This is a genomic window from Streptomyces sp. NPDC048142 (genome assembly GCF_043202835.1).
Taxonomy (GTDB): domain Bacteria; phylum Actinomycetota; class Actinomycetes; order Streptomycetales; family Streptomycetaceae; genus Streptomyces.
The window spans coordinates 19,124-32,853 of sequence record NZ_JBIDBC010000008.1; the positions used below are offsets into that span (position 1 = coordinate 19,124).

Sequence of the window (13,730 nt, forward strand, 5' to 3'; positions counted from 1 at the left end):
GGACCCGCTGTGAGGACCGTCTTCGACCCGGGCGCGGAGGCGGCGCGCGCGACCGGCGCGATCCTCGACGACACGCTGCGCGGCACCTCCCGGGGCATCGTCGTGGACTCGCCTCCCGGCGCCGGCAAGTCGACGCTGGTGGTCCGGGCGGCCCTGGAGCTGGCCGCCGCCGGGCATCCGCTGATGGTGATCGCGCAGACCAACGCCCAGGTCGACGACCTGGTGGTGCGGCTCGCGGAGAAGGACCCGGAGCTGCCGGTGGGGCGGCTGCACAGCAGCGACTCCGACCCGTACGACAAGGTCCTGGACGGCCTCCGCAACGTGACGAAGTCGGCGAAGGCGGCGGATCTGGCCGGGCTCGACGTGGTGATCTCGACGGCCGCCAAGTGGGCGCACGTGAAGAACGTGGAGCCGTGGGGGCACGCGATCGTCGACGAGGCCTACCAGATGCGCTCGGACGCGCTGCTGGCCGTGGCCGGGCTGTTCGAGCGGGCGCTGTTCGTCGGCGACCCGGGCCAGCTGGACCCGTTCTCGATCGTCGGCGCGGACCAGTGGGCGGGGCTGAGCTACGACCCGTCGGCGAGCGCGGTGTCCACGCTGCTCGCGCACAATCCGGAGCTGCCGCAGCACCGGCTGCCGGTGTCGTGGCGGCTCCCGGCGTCGGCGGCCCCGCTGGTGTCGGACGCGTTCTACCCGTACACGCCGTTCCGCAGCGGTACGGACCACGGGGACCGGAAGCTCTCGTTCGGGGTGGTGTCGGACGGGTCTGGTCCCGACCGGGTGCTGGACGAGGCGGCGGAGTCCGGGTGGGGGCTGCTGGAGCTGCCGGCGCGGCACACCCCGCGCACCGATCCCGAGGCGGTACGGGCGGTGGCGCTGGTGGTCCGGCGGCTGCTGGACCGGGGCGGCGTCGCGACGAGCGAGCGGGCCGAGGAGCCGGTGCCGGTCACGGCGGACCGGGTGGCGGTCGGCACGGCCCACCGGGACCAGGCGGCGGCGGTGCGGGCGGCCCTCGCGGAGCTGGGCGTCACCGGGGTCGCGGTGGACACGGCGAACCGGCTCCAGGGCCGCGAGTTCGACGTCACGGTGGTGCTGCACCCCCTGTCGGGCCGCCCCGATGCCACGGCCTTCCACCTGGAGACGGGACGCCTGTGCGTGCTGGCCTCGCGGCACCGGCACGCCTGCATCGTCGTATGCCGGGAAGGGGTGGCGGACCTGCTGGACGAGCACCCGTCCACGGAGCCGGTCCAGCTGGGCGTCACGGTGAAGTTCCCCGACGGCTGGGACGCAATGTTTACCACACACCTTCACCTCCTGGAGCACCGTGTGTCCTGGCGCCCCTGAGCTGCGGTGACGTGCAGGCAGTCAGCCCAGGGACGCCAACGCACCCGCTATGAGAGAACGCGCAGCCGCTCCACGCCCGGCTTCCTGTGACAGCCGTTCAAAGGCCCGGGTGTATAGCTCAACCTGGCTGGGCTGCGTGAGGGTGGCGGCAGCGGCGAGTGGGGTCCGGGGCGGTTGCCCTCTGCTGTTCTCGCTCAGCTCGGAGACGCTGCGCGGCTTTGACCTCCCTTCCCATGGGCCACAGCCCTTGGGACCTCTTTATGCGAAAACGCGCATAGTCGCGTTCGTGCATAGACGACGACAAGGCCACCCTCGTACGGTCATGGTCAACGGCCCAACCGGGCCGACTCACAAGGGGGTTTCGGCATGGCACGCGAGGAACTGACCCGACTTACCGGCAACGGGAACGGCAACTGCAACAACGACGACTGCCCGAACGTCTACCAGACCGCATCGGGTTCCTTCGTCGTACAGGGGGACGTGTCCCAGGCGTTCACCGCCCCGGATGGGGAAGGGCTTGTAGAGATCCCTGAGAGCGTACTGAGGGAGGCGTTCCGTGCTCTTGGATGGTGAAGCCTGGACGGCCAAGGTTCGGGGCTTCAAGAGTGAGGCGTGGCGACTCGAAACCCTTCCCGTGTACCGGGTGCCGAGCGAAGACGGCGATATCCGGGATTTTCTCTCCGGGCAGCGGATCGACCCTGACAACTACTCCTCTGGCTATACGGAAAGCCTGCGGAAGATCAAGGCGGAGGGGAAGACCAAGGGGCGAGTCCATATCGTCACGCAGCCGCTCACGGACTATCTCCGCTTCGAGTTCATGTACTACAACGTGCACTCTCAAGCTGGGGACGACATTCGCATCCTCGATGTCACCGACCGGGTCAACCCCCTTCAAGGAGTGCCTGACTTCTGGCTTTTCGACAGGTCGGAAGTTGTCCTCATGAACTACGCAGAAGACGGTACGCAGATCAGCCGAGAACTGTACGACGGCGACCCGACGCCGTACATCGAGTATCAGCGCATAGCGCTCGCAGAATCTGTGCCATTCAAGGAGTACGTCAACGGTGGCAATCGAGCCTGACGAGCTGGACCAGTCGGGACGCGAACTTGCGGCAATGCTCAAACATCTCCGCAAACAAGCCGGACTCTCAGGAGTCCGGCTTGCTGCGCGTTGCAACATGTCCCAGTCCAAGATCAGCCGAATCGAGAGCAACAAGGGCCGACCCTCACTCTTGGATGTCGAGCAACTTCTACGGGGCCTTGAAGCCACCCCCGCCATCGCTGCCGAAGTGATGGCCCTGGCACGGATAGCGCAGACCGAGTGGCAGGACGGCCGGACGCTACGCCGGAAGGGCCTGGACAAGAAGCAGCTACAGCTAGCCGGACTCGAAGCGTCCTCGACCACCTTCCGCTACTTCCTGCTGTCCATGGTTACCGGTCTGTTGGCCACACCTGAATATGTAAGAGCCAGCCTGGCGAAAGCACCGCCTGAGCAGCAGACCAAAGCCGTGGCCATGAAGCTCGACCGACAACGAGTCCTATTCGACCGCTCGAAGCGCTTCACGTTCATTCTTACCGAGCAAGCTGTCAGGTACCCCCTCATCCCACCTGATGAACTGGCAATACAGATCGACCGACTTGCATCGCTGAGCCGCCAGCCGAACATTCAGCTCGGAGTGATCCCCATCGGTGTGCACTTCGGCTTCGGGTCGCTAAATACGTTCACGGTATATGACGAGACCTTGGCGACGGCGGAGCTGGATCTAGGAGCGATCGTCTTCCGGGACAGCCGGGATGTGCAAGATTTGATTAGCCGATTTACTGGCTACGAAGAATGCGCACTGTTCGGGGAATCGGCACGGGAACATCTATCGACCTGGGCAGAAAGCTGCCGCAGATGATCTTTACCCAACAACGCGCATAAGCGATAGGCCATGTCGGCATGAGGGTGACACTGGTGGGGTTAGAAAAACTCGGTCGGAAAGGCGCACGGTGTGAGCGAAAGACAAACGACCATGACCGGACCGGTACACCTGACCCTTCCCAAGCCACCCCCGAAACCGAAGGTTGGTTGTGGGGTGTGTGAGGCTCTGGCCGTTCAGCGCCAGTCGGCACGGGACAGGGGCGATCTGTCGGCGGCGACGGATGCTGATGTCGAGATCAGTAACCATCCGCACAGGACGCGGCGGCCGAGGTGAGCCGGTCCGTTCTGCGGTACGTCCGGCACCGGATCACGCAGCACCCGGACACGGACGTGACCTTCGAGGCGGAGTGCTTGCACTGCAAGTGGCAGGCTCAGCCGTCGACGGACACTGCGGCGGTCGATGTGGAGTGCATGAGCCATACCGGCCGGAGTAACCATCGAGGCTTCCGGCGCATCTGCACTTCCTTCGCCATGGTGGTCCGGGACGAGTAGTCACAAGCCCCTGCCCTGCCCGTGTTCGCGGCGGCGCGACGCGGTTGGGGCAGGTACCGGGCCCGGCGTTCCGGAAACCACAGGCACCGGCCATAGAGAGCAGCCGTGCCCCGGCTACCGGCTGACGCTCATGTCGGCGCTGCCGATACAGGGCACATGCCGGGAGCTGAGACGCTGGCCAACGAATGAACGCCCCTGCTAATCGCGGCAGGGGCGTTCATTTGGTTTGTTCGGGTGATCAGAGGAGAGCGTGGAAGGGGTTGGAGCCCCTGGCCGGTTCCGGCCGCTCCACTGGCGTGGGCTCCGGTGCCTGCTGGGGGGCTGGGCGGTAGGCGTCCATGCGGACGACGTTGAGACCATTACGGTCCGTTTCGGTCCGCTGGCCGGCTGCGGCCGTCTTGGTGACCTGTGCGTGACGGGAATCGTCATCGCGGAGGGTGAAGACGGTGGAGGGTCGGCCGGTCTTTCCCGACCGTTCCACGGTCACGACGACCTCAGACAGTGCCTTGACCTCACTCGCGCTCGCTCCCACGTACGGGAGGACCTGAGAGGACGTGGCCCGACCGCCGTGCATCTCGATGCGGGCCCGTACCTTCTCGGCAAGACTGACCGGCTGACGCTTCCCTCTGGGAGCGTCAGCCCCCTTGGTGATCCGGACCGCGTCCTGAACGGAGCGGCGCACGAGCGTGAAGGCGGCCGACAGCATCTCTTCGGTGATGATCTCGGAGCACTCGGAGACGGCCAGGCAGGCCGCGACCCTGAGTGTCTGCTCTGCCGTCCGTTCGATGAACACTGCCTGTCCCTCGGGCAGGGTCTCACCCAGGATGCGGGCGTAGCGGCGGACGATCCGCCACAGCGGGCGGGCGTCCTCGGAGAGTGTGATCACGCGGGGGCGGGCGGTGGCCCACCCGTAGGCGTCGGACAGTTCGCTGCCGTCCACCTGGGGCAGGCTCAGGCGGTCGTCGTCGAGCATGGGAACGGAGCCGAGCAGGAAGGGGAGGATGCGGTTGTAGGACCCTCCGGCCGCTTCCGACTCGCCCACGTACCGGGTCCAGTCGGAGGGAGTGACGTGAGCGTGCAAGACCATGGCGGGATCGCGAACTTCCTCGGCCGCTTCCTTGGTTGTGTTGCGCAGGGTGGCCCCGTCCCACGCTGCCCGCAGCTTGGTCGTGAACGATGCGTCACGCTTCACCCGGCGGAGTACTTCCGACCACTCCTCTTCGACCACCAGGGCCCTTACGTCCCGGCCCTGTTCGGTCTCCGTTGTGGCTTCCTGCTGCTCCCAGAGGTGATGAACGAGACTGGCCCCAGATGTGATGCCGGACGTGGTGTGCGTGGCCAGGAAGCGGCCCAGTGGACCACTGACGACGTGCTGAGCACCGCGGAGCGCGGTTCCCTTCCCGCGCCCTGTTCCGGCTACCAGGGCCGACCACAGCAGCACCGGGCGGGCGTTGCCACGGGAGGACACCTTGACCGTGCCACCGATCGCGGCCGACCACATCGACAGAACAGCCACATAGATACCCAGTGCGTCGGCTTCCACGTACGGCGTGATCTTGCGGACGGCCTGGCCGATCGGACCGTAGAAAACGGGGGTGCTCATGCTGCCTCTATCTCAAGAAGGGTCAGTTGGACGGCCACGGGCCGGGGGTGCCGGGCGCACTCAGCGCCCGGCACGGACAGTGCGACACTCAGGCCGCTGCCGCTTTTCCCTCGTTCGCGTCCCGGTGAGCCAGTTCGTAGGCGTGACGGACGTGCATCGGGATGCGCCCTCTGACGGGGACGTCGTGGCCGTTCTCACGCGCCCAGGCCCGTACGGCTCGGTTCCGCTCACGCTCGGACATGACCGTGGGTCCGACCTTGGCAGGCGCGGGAAGCGGGTCACCGCCGACCAACTCACCCGCACAGACGGCACTCTTGAACCTGCCGGGTTCCCGCACGTCCATGCACGGGATGCCACGTTCGGCAGCGTCCGTCAGCTTGGCACCGTTACGCTCCCCGCCCTCTCCCAGGATGAGCAGGACCGTGCTGTCATCGGCACGGCCGACCACGGCGTAACCCAGGTCCCGCACCGCCTCACGAGCCGTGTCCCAGTCGTACCCCGGCACCTCACCAGCCAGCATCACGGACGGGGCAGGGTCAGCCTGGACCGCTTCCGCGCTCACCGCTACCGGCTCCGGCTCCGGCTCCGGCTCCGGCGGGGCAACGACAGAGACCCGCTCATCCACTGCCCCGGCAACGTCCGCGACACCCGCACCAAGCGTGTCCACCAGGTACCGCGCGAAGGTGGCGTTGTGTTCCAGGCACAGGTCCCAGGTGCGCGGTCCCAGGATCAGCGTCTCGGCCGCTTCCACCTCCGAACCGTCACGCGCTATGTGCGCATCGCAGAAGGTGTGCTGAACGGGTACGAGAACCGTCTTGCGCATCGCTGGGAATCCTTTGATTCGGTCGGGCAGTCAGAAGTCTCAGTAAGTGGCCGGAGCGTTGCTCCCTCAGCCGCCGCATCACGCGATGCGAACCGATCAACATCCTGCCCATTCCCTATCACGAAATGATTACGAAACGGTAACTGAAGCATTACTCTAGTTAATTCAATGGTGGGGTAATAGGTGATTAGAAAGTAATGGGGACCGCCGGGGGCGCCTTCCTTCCATCGTGTTTGCCAATCAAATCCCCAAGCCCTTCGGCCTATTCTTCTCGGCAGGAATAACAATGGTTCGTCACATGCTCTAGATGGTCACCCCAGGGCCGATCCTTTCCCGTCATCGACCACACGGTATGTATGGCGAACTCCTCCACACACGTGTTGCACTGCGGATCTGCCCAAGGGCACTCGTATCCAGACCGGTGTACGCCGTCGTGGCTCCCGGCGGCTCCGGCTTTGGCTGCGCGTCTATTCATTCGTCCCCCTCGAAGGTCCAGCCCAGGCGTTTCATGCCGTCAGCGGTGAGGCCAAGGGAGGTGGCCAACTGCCGGTACTCGGTGAAGTGTTCCCTTGTCGCGGTGTCGGTGAGGATGTGGCCGTAGTACGTCAGCATCACGGCCACGGTCGGTACGTATGACTCGTCCCAGCGGCCAGCTTGCGGGCTTTCCCACCACTGCTGCCACTGTTCATGCTCTGCTGTTGACCACTCCCGAACAGATGGCAGTTCGGGAACGGGAAGGCCATGTTTGTTGGGCAGCACGTCCAGGCCCTTGTACCGAGAGTGCTGTGAGTTCGGGTTACGCAGCTTGGGCAAACTAACCTCCAGAGGTTCGGTTTGTTGCTTTCCATTACTGTCCGCTCCGCCGGCTCTCGACCCAGCGTGAGGAGAACAAGCGAAACGGGGCCCCTGCCGAGATGACAGGGGCCCCGAACGGTTCAGCTATCAGGCCTCAGCGGGCCACTCGACAGCAGTCTTTACGATTCCCTTGGTGCGCTTGGACTCATCGAAGGTGTTGTCTGCCTTCTTCGTGTCCAGGTCCGGGTACCGCACGATCTTTCCGCCATACAGGTGCAGTGTGTCGATGTAGTCGGCCCGGAATTTTTCCGATTGCCCAACCCGGAAGCCGGAGAACTGCGAAGCATACGTAGCAAATTCAGAGTGCCCCGCCACGATGTCCGCGCCAGATGGCATAGCGGTGGTGGACAGGACCGTGAAACCGGCCAGCCGCGCAACGACGCCGTTGGCTGTTACTCCACCGTGCCCATACGCCCCAGCGTTAGCCACCGAGGGATGCTCCACGAGGTATCGCTTCACCTTTGGTGAAACGACTACGTAGCGGCCTCCAGGGATGTCGCTGTCATCAAGGGACAGCATCATGTCCAGGATCGCGCTGTACAGCGCCTGCGGGGCGCTGCCAGCGGTCACAGTGATATTGGGTAGCGCCGTGGCACCATAAGCGATTACCCCGCCCATGAACGTGTCAGCTTCGCGGGCAAGAGATCGAATCATCTGTTGATTGATAGGTGAATCCAGGGCACCAGCAGCAAGCTGCACCCGCTCCGCATTCTCAACAAGAAGTTGTAGATACTTCGCTTCGGTAATCGGAAGCTTCTGATCCACCATTTCCGGTCGCTGTGCCGTCATGCCGTCCGGTAGGACATAGTCACCCACAGTCGGGCGGACCAGAGAGTTGACGTGAACAACATCCCCCCGCTTACGGATCTCTCCTTCATACTTGCGGTTTGAGACAAGCGGAGATGCCCAAACCAGTAGTGGATCAAACTATGTAAGAAGCTCTGTATCCCAGAGCTCCGGAACAAATGTATGCGAATCTGAGTTCTGATACTGCATAACCAATGGTGCCTCCAAAAGAATTAGACGCGGTGTCGAGCGTCAAGCGAAGTGGCCTTGGCGGATGAGCCGACGCGGTGATGGCCAACTGCCGCAAGCTGAGGGAAATCCGGTTCCCGCAAACCCTGGAAGGGCTGTAGAGCAGTCTTGATTGCCTCGGCCGAAGGGTTCCCATCTTCGCCAACCAGCTTCGAGAAGTCCAACAGATCAATAAACTCGGAAGAAAGCGGGACACCTTCAATAGCGGCCTGGGCCCTGAACTCGGCCTTAGCCAGTTTTCCACCGTACTCCCGCACGACCTCGGACCGGATGGCCTCAGCGGGATCAGCCACAATCTCCGAATCAGGATCCGAAGTCTCATGAATCTGTTCTGCGTCGCTCATGGCGACACCTCCAAATAACCTAAGAAGTAAAAGTAGGGATATCAGCAGAGAGGCCGCTCTAAGGCGGCCTCTAACCAGTTCACAACAGGACAACGTAAGAGAAGACAGGTCCCCTACCCCCAGACAATCAACTTCATGGGGTAGAGGGCTGCTCCCGGTTGTTGCCGCTGTGGTGTCACAGGCAGGTATCCGCAGAGCTGCATTCGAGCATCTTCACAACATGCTCTGGACTTCAAACAGGCCCGGACTCCCGTCCGCGTCAGAGGGCCGCCGCCCAGCGGCCTTGACTCCAGAGGATTGCTCCTCCAATAGCTATGGAAAGAATGGACAAGCCGCCCCTGAAAAGGGCGGCCTGCCCGTGATCAGTCCACTTTCCTCTGTCGCACTGGGCCCAGGGGTGACGGGCCCCAAACGGGTCCCACGCCGTGCCAGCCGCGCCAGCCACGCTCACGGTCTATTCGCTCGCACAGCTTGTCTACGTTGTCCTCTGCCCACTCTTCGGGATCGCTGGCCCAGGGGTCTGCACGACCTTCTCGTGGCCTCTCATTCACTGGCTGAAATGCTTCACCGAACCCATGCCAAGGAACGGTTGTCGATCCTATGATTGTGCCAGCCCAGTGATGATCGTCGACGCATCCGAAGCGAGGACCGGGAACCCCCGGATCCTCCTCAGATGGCATTTCATTACGACTGAGCCATTCTTTGACCTCCGGCACCTTCGATTTCGAGATGTAGCGAAACCTCTCACTATCTTTACGCGTGAGAAAGAAGTGGTCGTCCGCGCATGGGGCCCCTTCGAGGGCCTGAAATTCCAGGAGTGCGCGCGCACTCGCAAAGGGATCTCGGCGCGTCCTCTCGTCGTGCCCGTGTTGAGACTCCCTCATTTCTTTCAGCTCTGCTGCCGTGACACCTGAAAGCTTAGGCGGCTTCCAGTCCTCGCGTGAACGCTCAGATTCCGGTACTCCTTCAGCCCTTGCCTGGGCTCGCCTGCGCGCCCGGCCTCCATTTTCCTTTTCTCGCTTGCATTCTGGATGATCGGGATTGGTCCCCGGGTTCCTTCCGGGCATCCCCCTAATTTTCTCGTGTACCCAAATCTCTCCGCAGCGCGGCCCGCCACAGGTCAGCTCAATCTCAACAATTTCCACGATTCCCCCTATCGAGCAAACAAAAAGGCCCCCGATACGCCTCGGGGGCCACAACTGTTATCGAACTAACTAAGACTGCCGATCAAGCCACTCTTCCAAGTCGGCCGGACGGCACCGGAGCGCCTGCCCCACCTTCCGAAACGGGATCTCTTCCTTGCGCCAGTTCCCGTAAACCCAAGAGCATGGCTTCCCCAGATATGCCGCAACCTCGTCCAATGTCATCAGCTTGTTCATCGATCCCTGTAGAGCTGTCCCGGTGGGCGGTGTCTCCGCCCGCTTCCCGCCCGCTCATCTCCAGTTGTACACGGTGGAGCGCGACGTTGCCACGGAGTTTCAGTCGTACTTCCTAAGCAAAGGGGAGGACCCCGGAACAAGCCCGGGGTCCTGGGAGGGGGTCAGACGGAACGGCTACGGCTCGGGGTCGAAGTCATCCCTGTACTTCTCCTGCTTCAGTTCCTCCAAGTCGGTCAGTTGCTGAACCAGCTCATCGAGCATGTTGCAGAAAGCCGCGTGCGCACCGCGCTCGTACTCTTCACCGTCACTGGGCACCCAGGTTCCATGCAGAGCATCGCTCGCCCGCTCCTGAAGGTCCTTCGGGGTGATGAGACCGACGGCAAGCCCGATCTTGGGGCTGCCCACGAGGAAGATCCGGAAGCCAGCCTTGCGGAGGAAGGGGCCCCGTTCTTTCCATTCGGCCATCTGCTGCCACTTCGCGCGGTACGTCTGGCCGGTGCTCGTCTCCTCCCATCGGCCGGGGACGAAAGGCTCTTCCTTGAGGGTCCCCAGGTTCGCCGCGTGGCGCTCCAACGTCGTCGTGAGCGCCGTAATGGCAGCAGCCGAAGAGGCTTGGGCAATGGCCTGGGAAAGGTTCTCCATGGCCGCCTCCAGTTCCTTGATCTGCCCCCTGTTGTCCTTGCCGGGGACGTACGAGCGCTCAGTTATGTACTGGTCCCCCAGCTTGGAGAGGAATGATTCCTCTACGGCCCGGTAAATCTCTTCCTGTGACCAAGACGTGGAGTACTGGCATGCCTCACCGTTGGACCAAGAGGCGCAGCGGAAATACTTGTGCCTCCTGGTCTCTCCCGTGCGCAGCTTCCCCACGGAGCTGTTCTCGTACATCTTCATGCCGCAGGGGCAGTACAGGACTCCCGTCATGGGTGACGCGTTCGACTTGATCCCCGCCCTGTACTTGCCCAGGTCGACTACGGCGATCTGTAGCTTGTCGAACTCCTCGTCGGTCAGGATCGGATCAGCCCATCGGACGGGCAATCCATCCCGGAGCAGCGGGCCGCCCTGGTGCATAGCCACGCCCTTGAGCGTGGGCTTCTTCAGCATCTTGCCGAGGGTGGCCGTGCTCCACTTGGTTCCCTTGATGTGCGTCTTGACGCCCACCTTCTTCTCTTCGGCGTTGATGCTCCGCTGGTAGTCCTGAGAGGTCAGGACCCCGCGCGGACAGTCGCACTGCGGAATCTCGCTGCCCTGGTCGACGCAATCCACGACGTGCCGGGGACGAGAGTTCCAGGCAGTACAGAGCTGTCCCATGGACCATCCCTGCTCCGCAATCCGTTCGTACGCTTCCCGGATAAGGGGGCCTGTTACGGGGTCGATGACGAGCTTGAACCGCTGCTTTCCGTAGTGATCCACCAGGACAGGGCGGTAGCCGAAGGGCCACGTCCCGCCGCCCCACAGGCTTGCGTCCCGGTAGTACTGCGTCTGGTTCCGACGCTTCTTCACGATGGCTTCGCGGTACTGCTGAGCCTGGGTCGCCTTGATGTAGGCGATCATGCGGCCCGTAGGCGTGTGGATGTCCAAGCTCGGGTCATCGAGACAGACGATCTCCTTGCTGCCCTTGTGGCAGCGCTCCGCGAACCTGTCCCAGTGGTGCTGATCCCGAGTGATCCGGTCCAGCGACGTGACCATGATCGCGTCCCACTCGTGCCAGAGCGGATCTTTCATCCACCGGCCTAGCTTCGGCCGGTCGTCCAGGTTGACCGCTCCTGAGACACACACGTCCTCGACTTCCCCGGCCACGGTGTAGCGGCCCTCCCCCGCCGCCCGGTCCAGCTCCTCCCCCTGGCGCAGCAGGGCAGAGCTGTCCTCGGTATCGCGGCTTATGCGCCGCACCTTGAGGACGCGCATGCCGGGCAAGAGTCGTGCACTGGACATAGCCAGCCTCACCTTCCGTTGCAGGTGCCCTAGGAGTCAATTTGGTGATCCTATCTTCCCAGGGCTGGGAGGCGAACCACGCGGTGCTGGCCCACCTCGCGGAACGGCGGGTGCGCTGGCGGCCCTGAGCGAAGGCGCGCCCCCGCAGCCCGAGCCGGGGAGCGAGCCGCAGCCCTGAGCGGGAGGCACGCCGCAGCCCTGAGCCGGGGTGCGCCCCCGTCGCCCCGAGCGGGAAGCGCGCCACAGCTCCCAGCTGAGGTGCGCCCCTGCGGCCCCGAGCGGGAAGCGCACCTCCGCGCCCCCGCCGCACGCCCCGGCCCCCTTGCGCGGGGTTGGACAATGGAGGGTGGCCGTCCGGGTATTCCGGTCATCAGGTCGTCCTAGGGAGGAACACCACATGACACAGTCCGAGCGGAACGAACGGCAGCGGCTGCGCCCCGCGCCGCTGCTCTTCGAGCCGTCTCAGGCCACGGCGGACCCGGAGCACTTCTTCGACCTGGAGTCGATGGAGGACCCCCGCGAGCTGCTGGCCCGTGCGACCGAGCTGACGCAGGCCTTCCGGGCGGCGACGGACCGGTCGGTGGAGTTCCAGGCGCTGGCGGCGGCTCAGCTCGCCGACCCGCGCCGGTTCGACCGGCTGACCCCGGCGGACGTCGCGGAGCGCGCGGAGTGGACCGAGGACTACGCGAAGAAGATGATCGAGTTCGGCCGCTCCCTGCTGGACGGCTCCTCCACCGTCTGAGCCCGCTCCGCCGGCGCCCCGGGATGCCCGGCACGGCACCGGGATCAGCGCTCGGCTCCCTGCATGAGGTCGGAGGGGGGCCGAGCCGGCATGTACGGAAGCCCCCCAGGAGTGTCCGGTGGACCGTACCTCCAGCGGAAGAGGAGACACGGACCGCGTACATGGCTTAAGCGCCCTGTCGATACGGGACAGCAATACGCTCCGCGCCCACTTCCCCGGCCGCATCAGCAGAAAGCGACAGAAGGCCAGAACCCGGTAAGAGGCGGCAGAGAGCAGAATGTATTCGCGAAGCGGAGAAAGCCCACCGCCGGCGTCGGCGCTCGCGTCTCGGTCGCGACGCCGTCAGACCGTCAACCACCGGCGGCAACTCCGGCATCTGCGCCGAAGCCGCACTTCACGTACAACCTAATGATCCGCCAGTGCCTGAAATCCGGCCAAGGCCGATCCGCTCGGATCCGCAGACGGGACGACCAATGCGGCTTTCGCCGCGCAGCACCATAGTGAACCACCAAAGGCCGCCGCCGGAGCCGTGGACCATGACGACCGGCGGCCCGGAGCCGAGCCGCCGCCAGCCGCTGGTGGTCCCGTCGAAGGTTTCGCACGACTCAAAGGGCACGAAGGGCTCGAAGGGCCCTGACGGCTCGATCACGCTCGGCATGCCAGGACCGTCACTCGGTCCGTCCAGGCAGGCCCACCGAATTTCCGCAGCTCGTGGGGGCCGCTTTCCGTCCGACCGCACGATCCGCCGAACACGGCATGGCCGCCGGGTGAATTGGCGTGACCCGACGCACGCAATGCGTGACCCCGAGAGACGGACCGGGAGATATGTTCGTCGTGCGCAAACCGCCGAAGTGACGTCTGCGGGACAGCCGTTGGGTCGGCGGTCCGCAGGAATTCCCCGTCGTGCGACTCCCACCGACTCAGCTCGGCCCGGTGGCTCATGACCTGCTCGGGCGGGCCGGACTCCTGCCCGGCCCGCCCCGAAGCCGACGGACCTACCCGCAACTCCGGCCCCGGAAGGGCCCCGACCGGCCCTCTCGCATATCCGCGCGCCCGCAGTGCTGTGGCCGTTACGAGGGGGCAGCCGGCGCCGAGGACTGTCGAGCCGGGACGCGGCATGCCGGGGAGTCCGGGCCCGGCCTTCGGAGGTAACGATTCCGATTCGGAACACCCAAATCCTCCCCGTGAGGAGTTTGGCGCATCGCTCTCTCCATAGGATCGGCCCGTGCTCACAGGGCACTTGGCACTGTTTTCGCG

At 64.3% G+C, this 13,730-nt stretch carries 13 protein-coding genes and 1 pseudogene; 5 read left to right on the plus strand and 9 right to left on the minus strand.

Annotated features, from left to right (window positions below; genetic code table 11):
• The first annotated feature begins 9 nt into the window (after positions 1-9).
• Entirely contained in the window at positions 10-1,344 is a 1,335-nt protein-coding gene (locus tag ACGF2Y_RS12825) for an AAA domain-containing protein (protein ID WP_392945804.1), read from the plus strand.
• 21 nt (positions 1,345-1,365) lie between these two features.
• Here ACGF2Y_RS12825 and ACGF2Y_RS12830 read toward each other — a convergent pair.
• Positions 1,366-1,503: pseudogene (locus ACGF2Y_RS12830) on the minus strand (transcriptional regulator); the annotation flags it as partial.
• 207 nt (positions 1,504-1,710) lie between these two features.
• On the opposite strand from ACGF2Y_RS12830, the gene ACGF2Y_RS12835 reads away from it, so the two are divergent.
• The 3 genes from ACGF2Y_RS12835 to ACGF2Y_RS12845 are packed head-to-tail and all read left to right on the plus strand — an operon-like array spanning position 1,711 to position 3,245.
• Positions 1,711-1,917: a hypothetical protein gene (locus ACGF2Y_RS12835; RefSeq protein WP_096629200.1), complete on the plus strand. Its 207-nt coding sequence runs from the start codon at positions 1,711-1,713 to the stop codon at positions 1,915-1,917.
• Positions 1,901-2,425: a DUF6879 family protein gene (locus ACGF2Y_RS12840; protein WP_392945806.1), complete on the plus strand. Its 525-nt coding sequence runs from the start codon at positions 1,901-1,903 to the stop codon at positions 2,423-2,425. Before ACGF2Y_RS12835 ends, ACGF2Y_RS12840 begins: the two co-directional genes overlap by 17 nt.
• Positions 2,409-3,245 carry a helix-turn-helix domain-containing protein gene (locus ACGF2Y_RS12845; RefSeq protein ID WP_392945808.1) on the plus strand — a complete coding sequence of 279 codons (837 nt, stop codon included), beginning with the start codon at positions 2,409-2,411 and terminating at the stop codon, positions 3,243-3,245. The genes ACGF2Y_RS12840 and ACGF2Y_RS12845 overlap by 17 nt, the downstream gene beginning before the upstream one ends.
• Before the next feature lie 753 nt (positions 3,246-3,998).
• On the opposite strand, the gene ACGF2Y_RS12850 is transcribed toward ACGF2Y_RS12845, so the two are convergent.
• From ACGF2Y_RS12850 to ACGF2Y_RS12880, 7 genes are all read right to left on the minus strand, one after another.
• A complete protein-coding gene (locus ACGF2Y_RS12850) occupies positions 3,999-5,363 on the minus strand; it encodes a hypothetical protein (protein ID WP_392945810.1) in 1,365 nt (454 codons plus the stop codon).
• Positions 5,364-5,451: 88 nt separating this feature from the next.
• Positions 5,452-6,186 carry a histone-like nucleoid-structuring protein Lsr2 gene (locus tag ACGF2Y_RS12855; RefSeq protein WP_392945812.1) on the minus strand — a complete coding sequence of 245 codons (735 nt, stop codon included), beginning with the start codon at positions 6,184-6,186 and terminating at the stop codon, positions 5,452-5,454.
• Between the two features lie 471 nt (positions 6,187-6,657).
• A complete protein-coding gene (locus tag ACGF2Y_RS12860) occupies positions 6,658-6,945 on the minus strand; it encodes a hypothetical protein (RefSeq protein WP_392945814.1) in 288 nt (95 codons plus the stop codon).
• A gap of 183 nt (positions 6,946-7,128) precedes the next feature.
• Positions 7,129-7,857 (minus strand): hypothetical protein, encoded by a 729-nt coding sequence (locus ACGF2Y_RS12865; protein WP_392945816.1) that lies wholly within the window; start codon positions 7,855-7,857, stop codon positions 7,129-7,131.
• A 203-nt stretch (positions 7,858-8,060) separates the two neighbouring features.
• Positions 8,061-8,420, minus strand: coding sequence for a hypothetical protein (locus ACGF2Y_RS12870; RefSeq protein WP_392945818.1), 360 nt, complete (start codon positions 8,418-8,420; stop codon positions 8,061-8,063).
• Positions 8,421-9,634: 1,214 nt separating this feature from the next.
• Entirely contained in the window at positions 9,635-9,799 is a 165-nt protein-coding gene (locus ACGF2Y_RS12875; protein ID WP_392945820.1) for a helix-turn-helix domain-containing protein, read from the minus strand.
• Between the two features lie 174 nt (positions 9,800-9,973).
• Positions 9,974-11,704: a recombinase family protein gene (locus ACGF2Y_RS12880; protein WP_392945822.1), complete on the minus strand. Its 1,731-nt coding sequence runs from the start codon at positions 11,702-11,704 to the stop codon at positions 9,974-9,976.
• Positions 11,705-12,128: 424 nt separating this feature from the next.
• Between ACGF2Y_RS12880 and ACGF2Y_RS12885 the strand changes: the two genes are divergently transcribed.
• Positions 12,129-12,473 (plus strand): hypothetical protein, encoded by a 345-nt coding sequence (locus tag ACGF2Y_RS12885; RefSeq protein ID WP_392945824.1) that lies wholly within the window; start codon positions 12,129-12,131, stop codon positions 12,471-12,473.
• A 394-nt stretch (positions 12,474-12,867) separates the two neighbouring features.
• Here ACGF2Y_RS12885 and ACGF2Y_RS12890 read toward each other — a convergent pair whose 3' ends face one another.
• A complete protein-coding gene (locus ACGF2Y_RS12890) occupies positions 12,868-13,131 on the minus strand; it encodes a hypothetical protein (protein ID WP_392945826.1) in 264 nt (87 codons plus the stop codon).
• Between the last annotated feature and the right edge of the window lie 599 nt (positions 13,132-13,730).

Coding starts and splice junctions, on each gene's coding strand:
- ACGF2Y_RS12870 (WP_392945818.1), bottom strand. CDS start 8,420: ATGAGCGACGCAGAACAGATTCATGAGACTTCGGATCCTGATTCGGAG.
- ACGF2Y_RS12850 (WP_392945810.1), bottom strand. CDS start 5,363: ATGAGCACCCCCGTTTTCTACGGTCCGATCGGCCAGGCCGTCCGCAAG.
- ACGF2Y_RS12855 (WP_392945812.1), bottom strand. CDS start 6,186: ATGCGCAAGACGGTTCTCGTACCCGTTCAGCACACCTTCTGCGATGCG.
- ACGF2Y_RS12835 (WP_096629200.1), top strand. CDS start 1,711: ATGGCACGCGAGGAACTGACCCGACTTACCGGCAACGGGAACGGCAAC.
- ACGF2Y_RS12885 (WP_392945824.1), top strand. CDS start 12,129: ATGACACAGTCCGAGCGGAACGAACGGCAGCGGCTGCGCCCCGCGCCG.
- ACGF2Y_RS12890 (WP_392945826.1), bottom strand. CDS start 13,131: ATGCCGAGCGTGATCGAGCCGTCAGGGCCCTTCGAGCCCTTCGTGCCC.
- ACGF2Y_RS12880 (WP_392945822.1), bottom strand. CDS start 11,704: ATGCGCGTCCTCAAGGTGCGGCGCATAAGCCGCGATACCGAGGACAGC.
- ACGF2Y_RS12875 (WP_392945820.1), bottom strand. CDS start 9,799: ATGAACAAGCTGATGACATTGGACGAGGTTGCGGCATATCTGGGGAAG.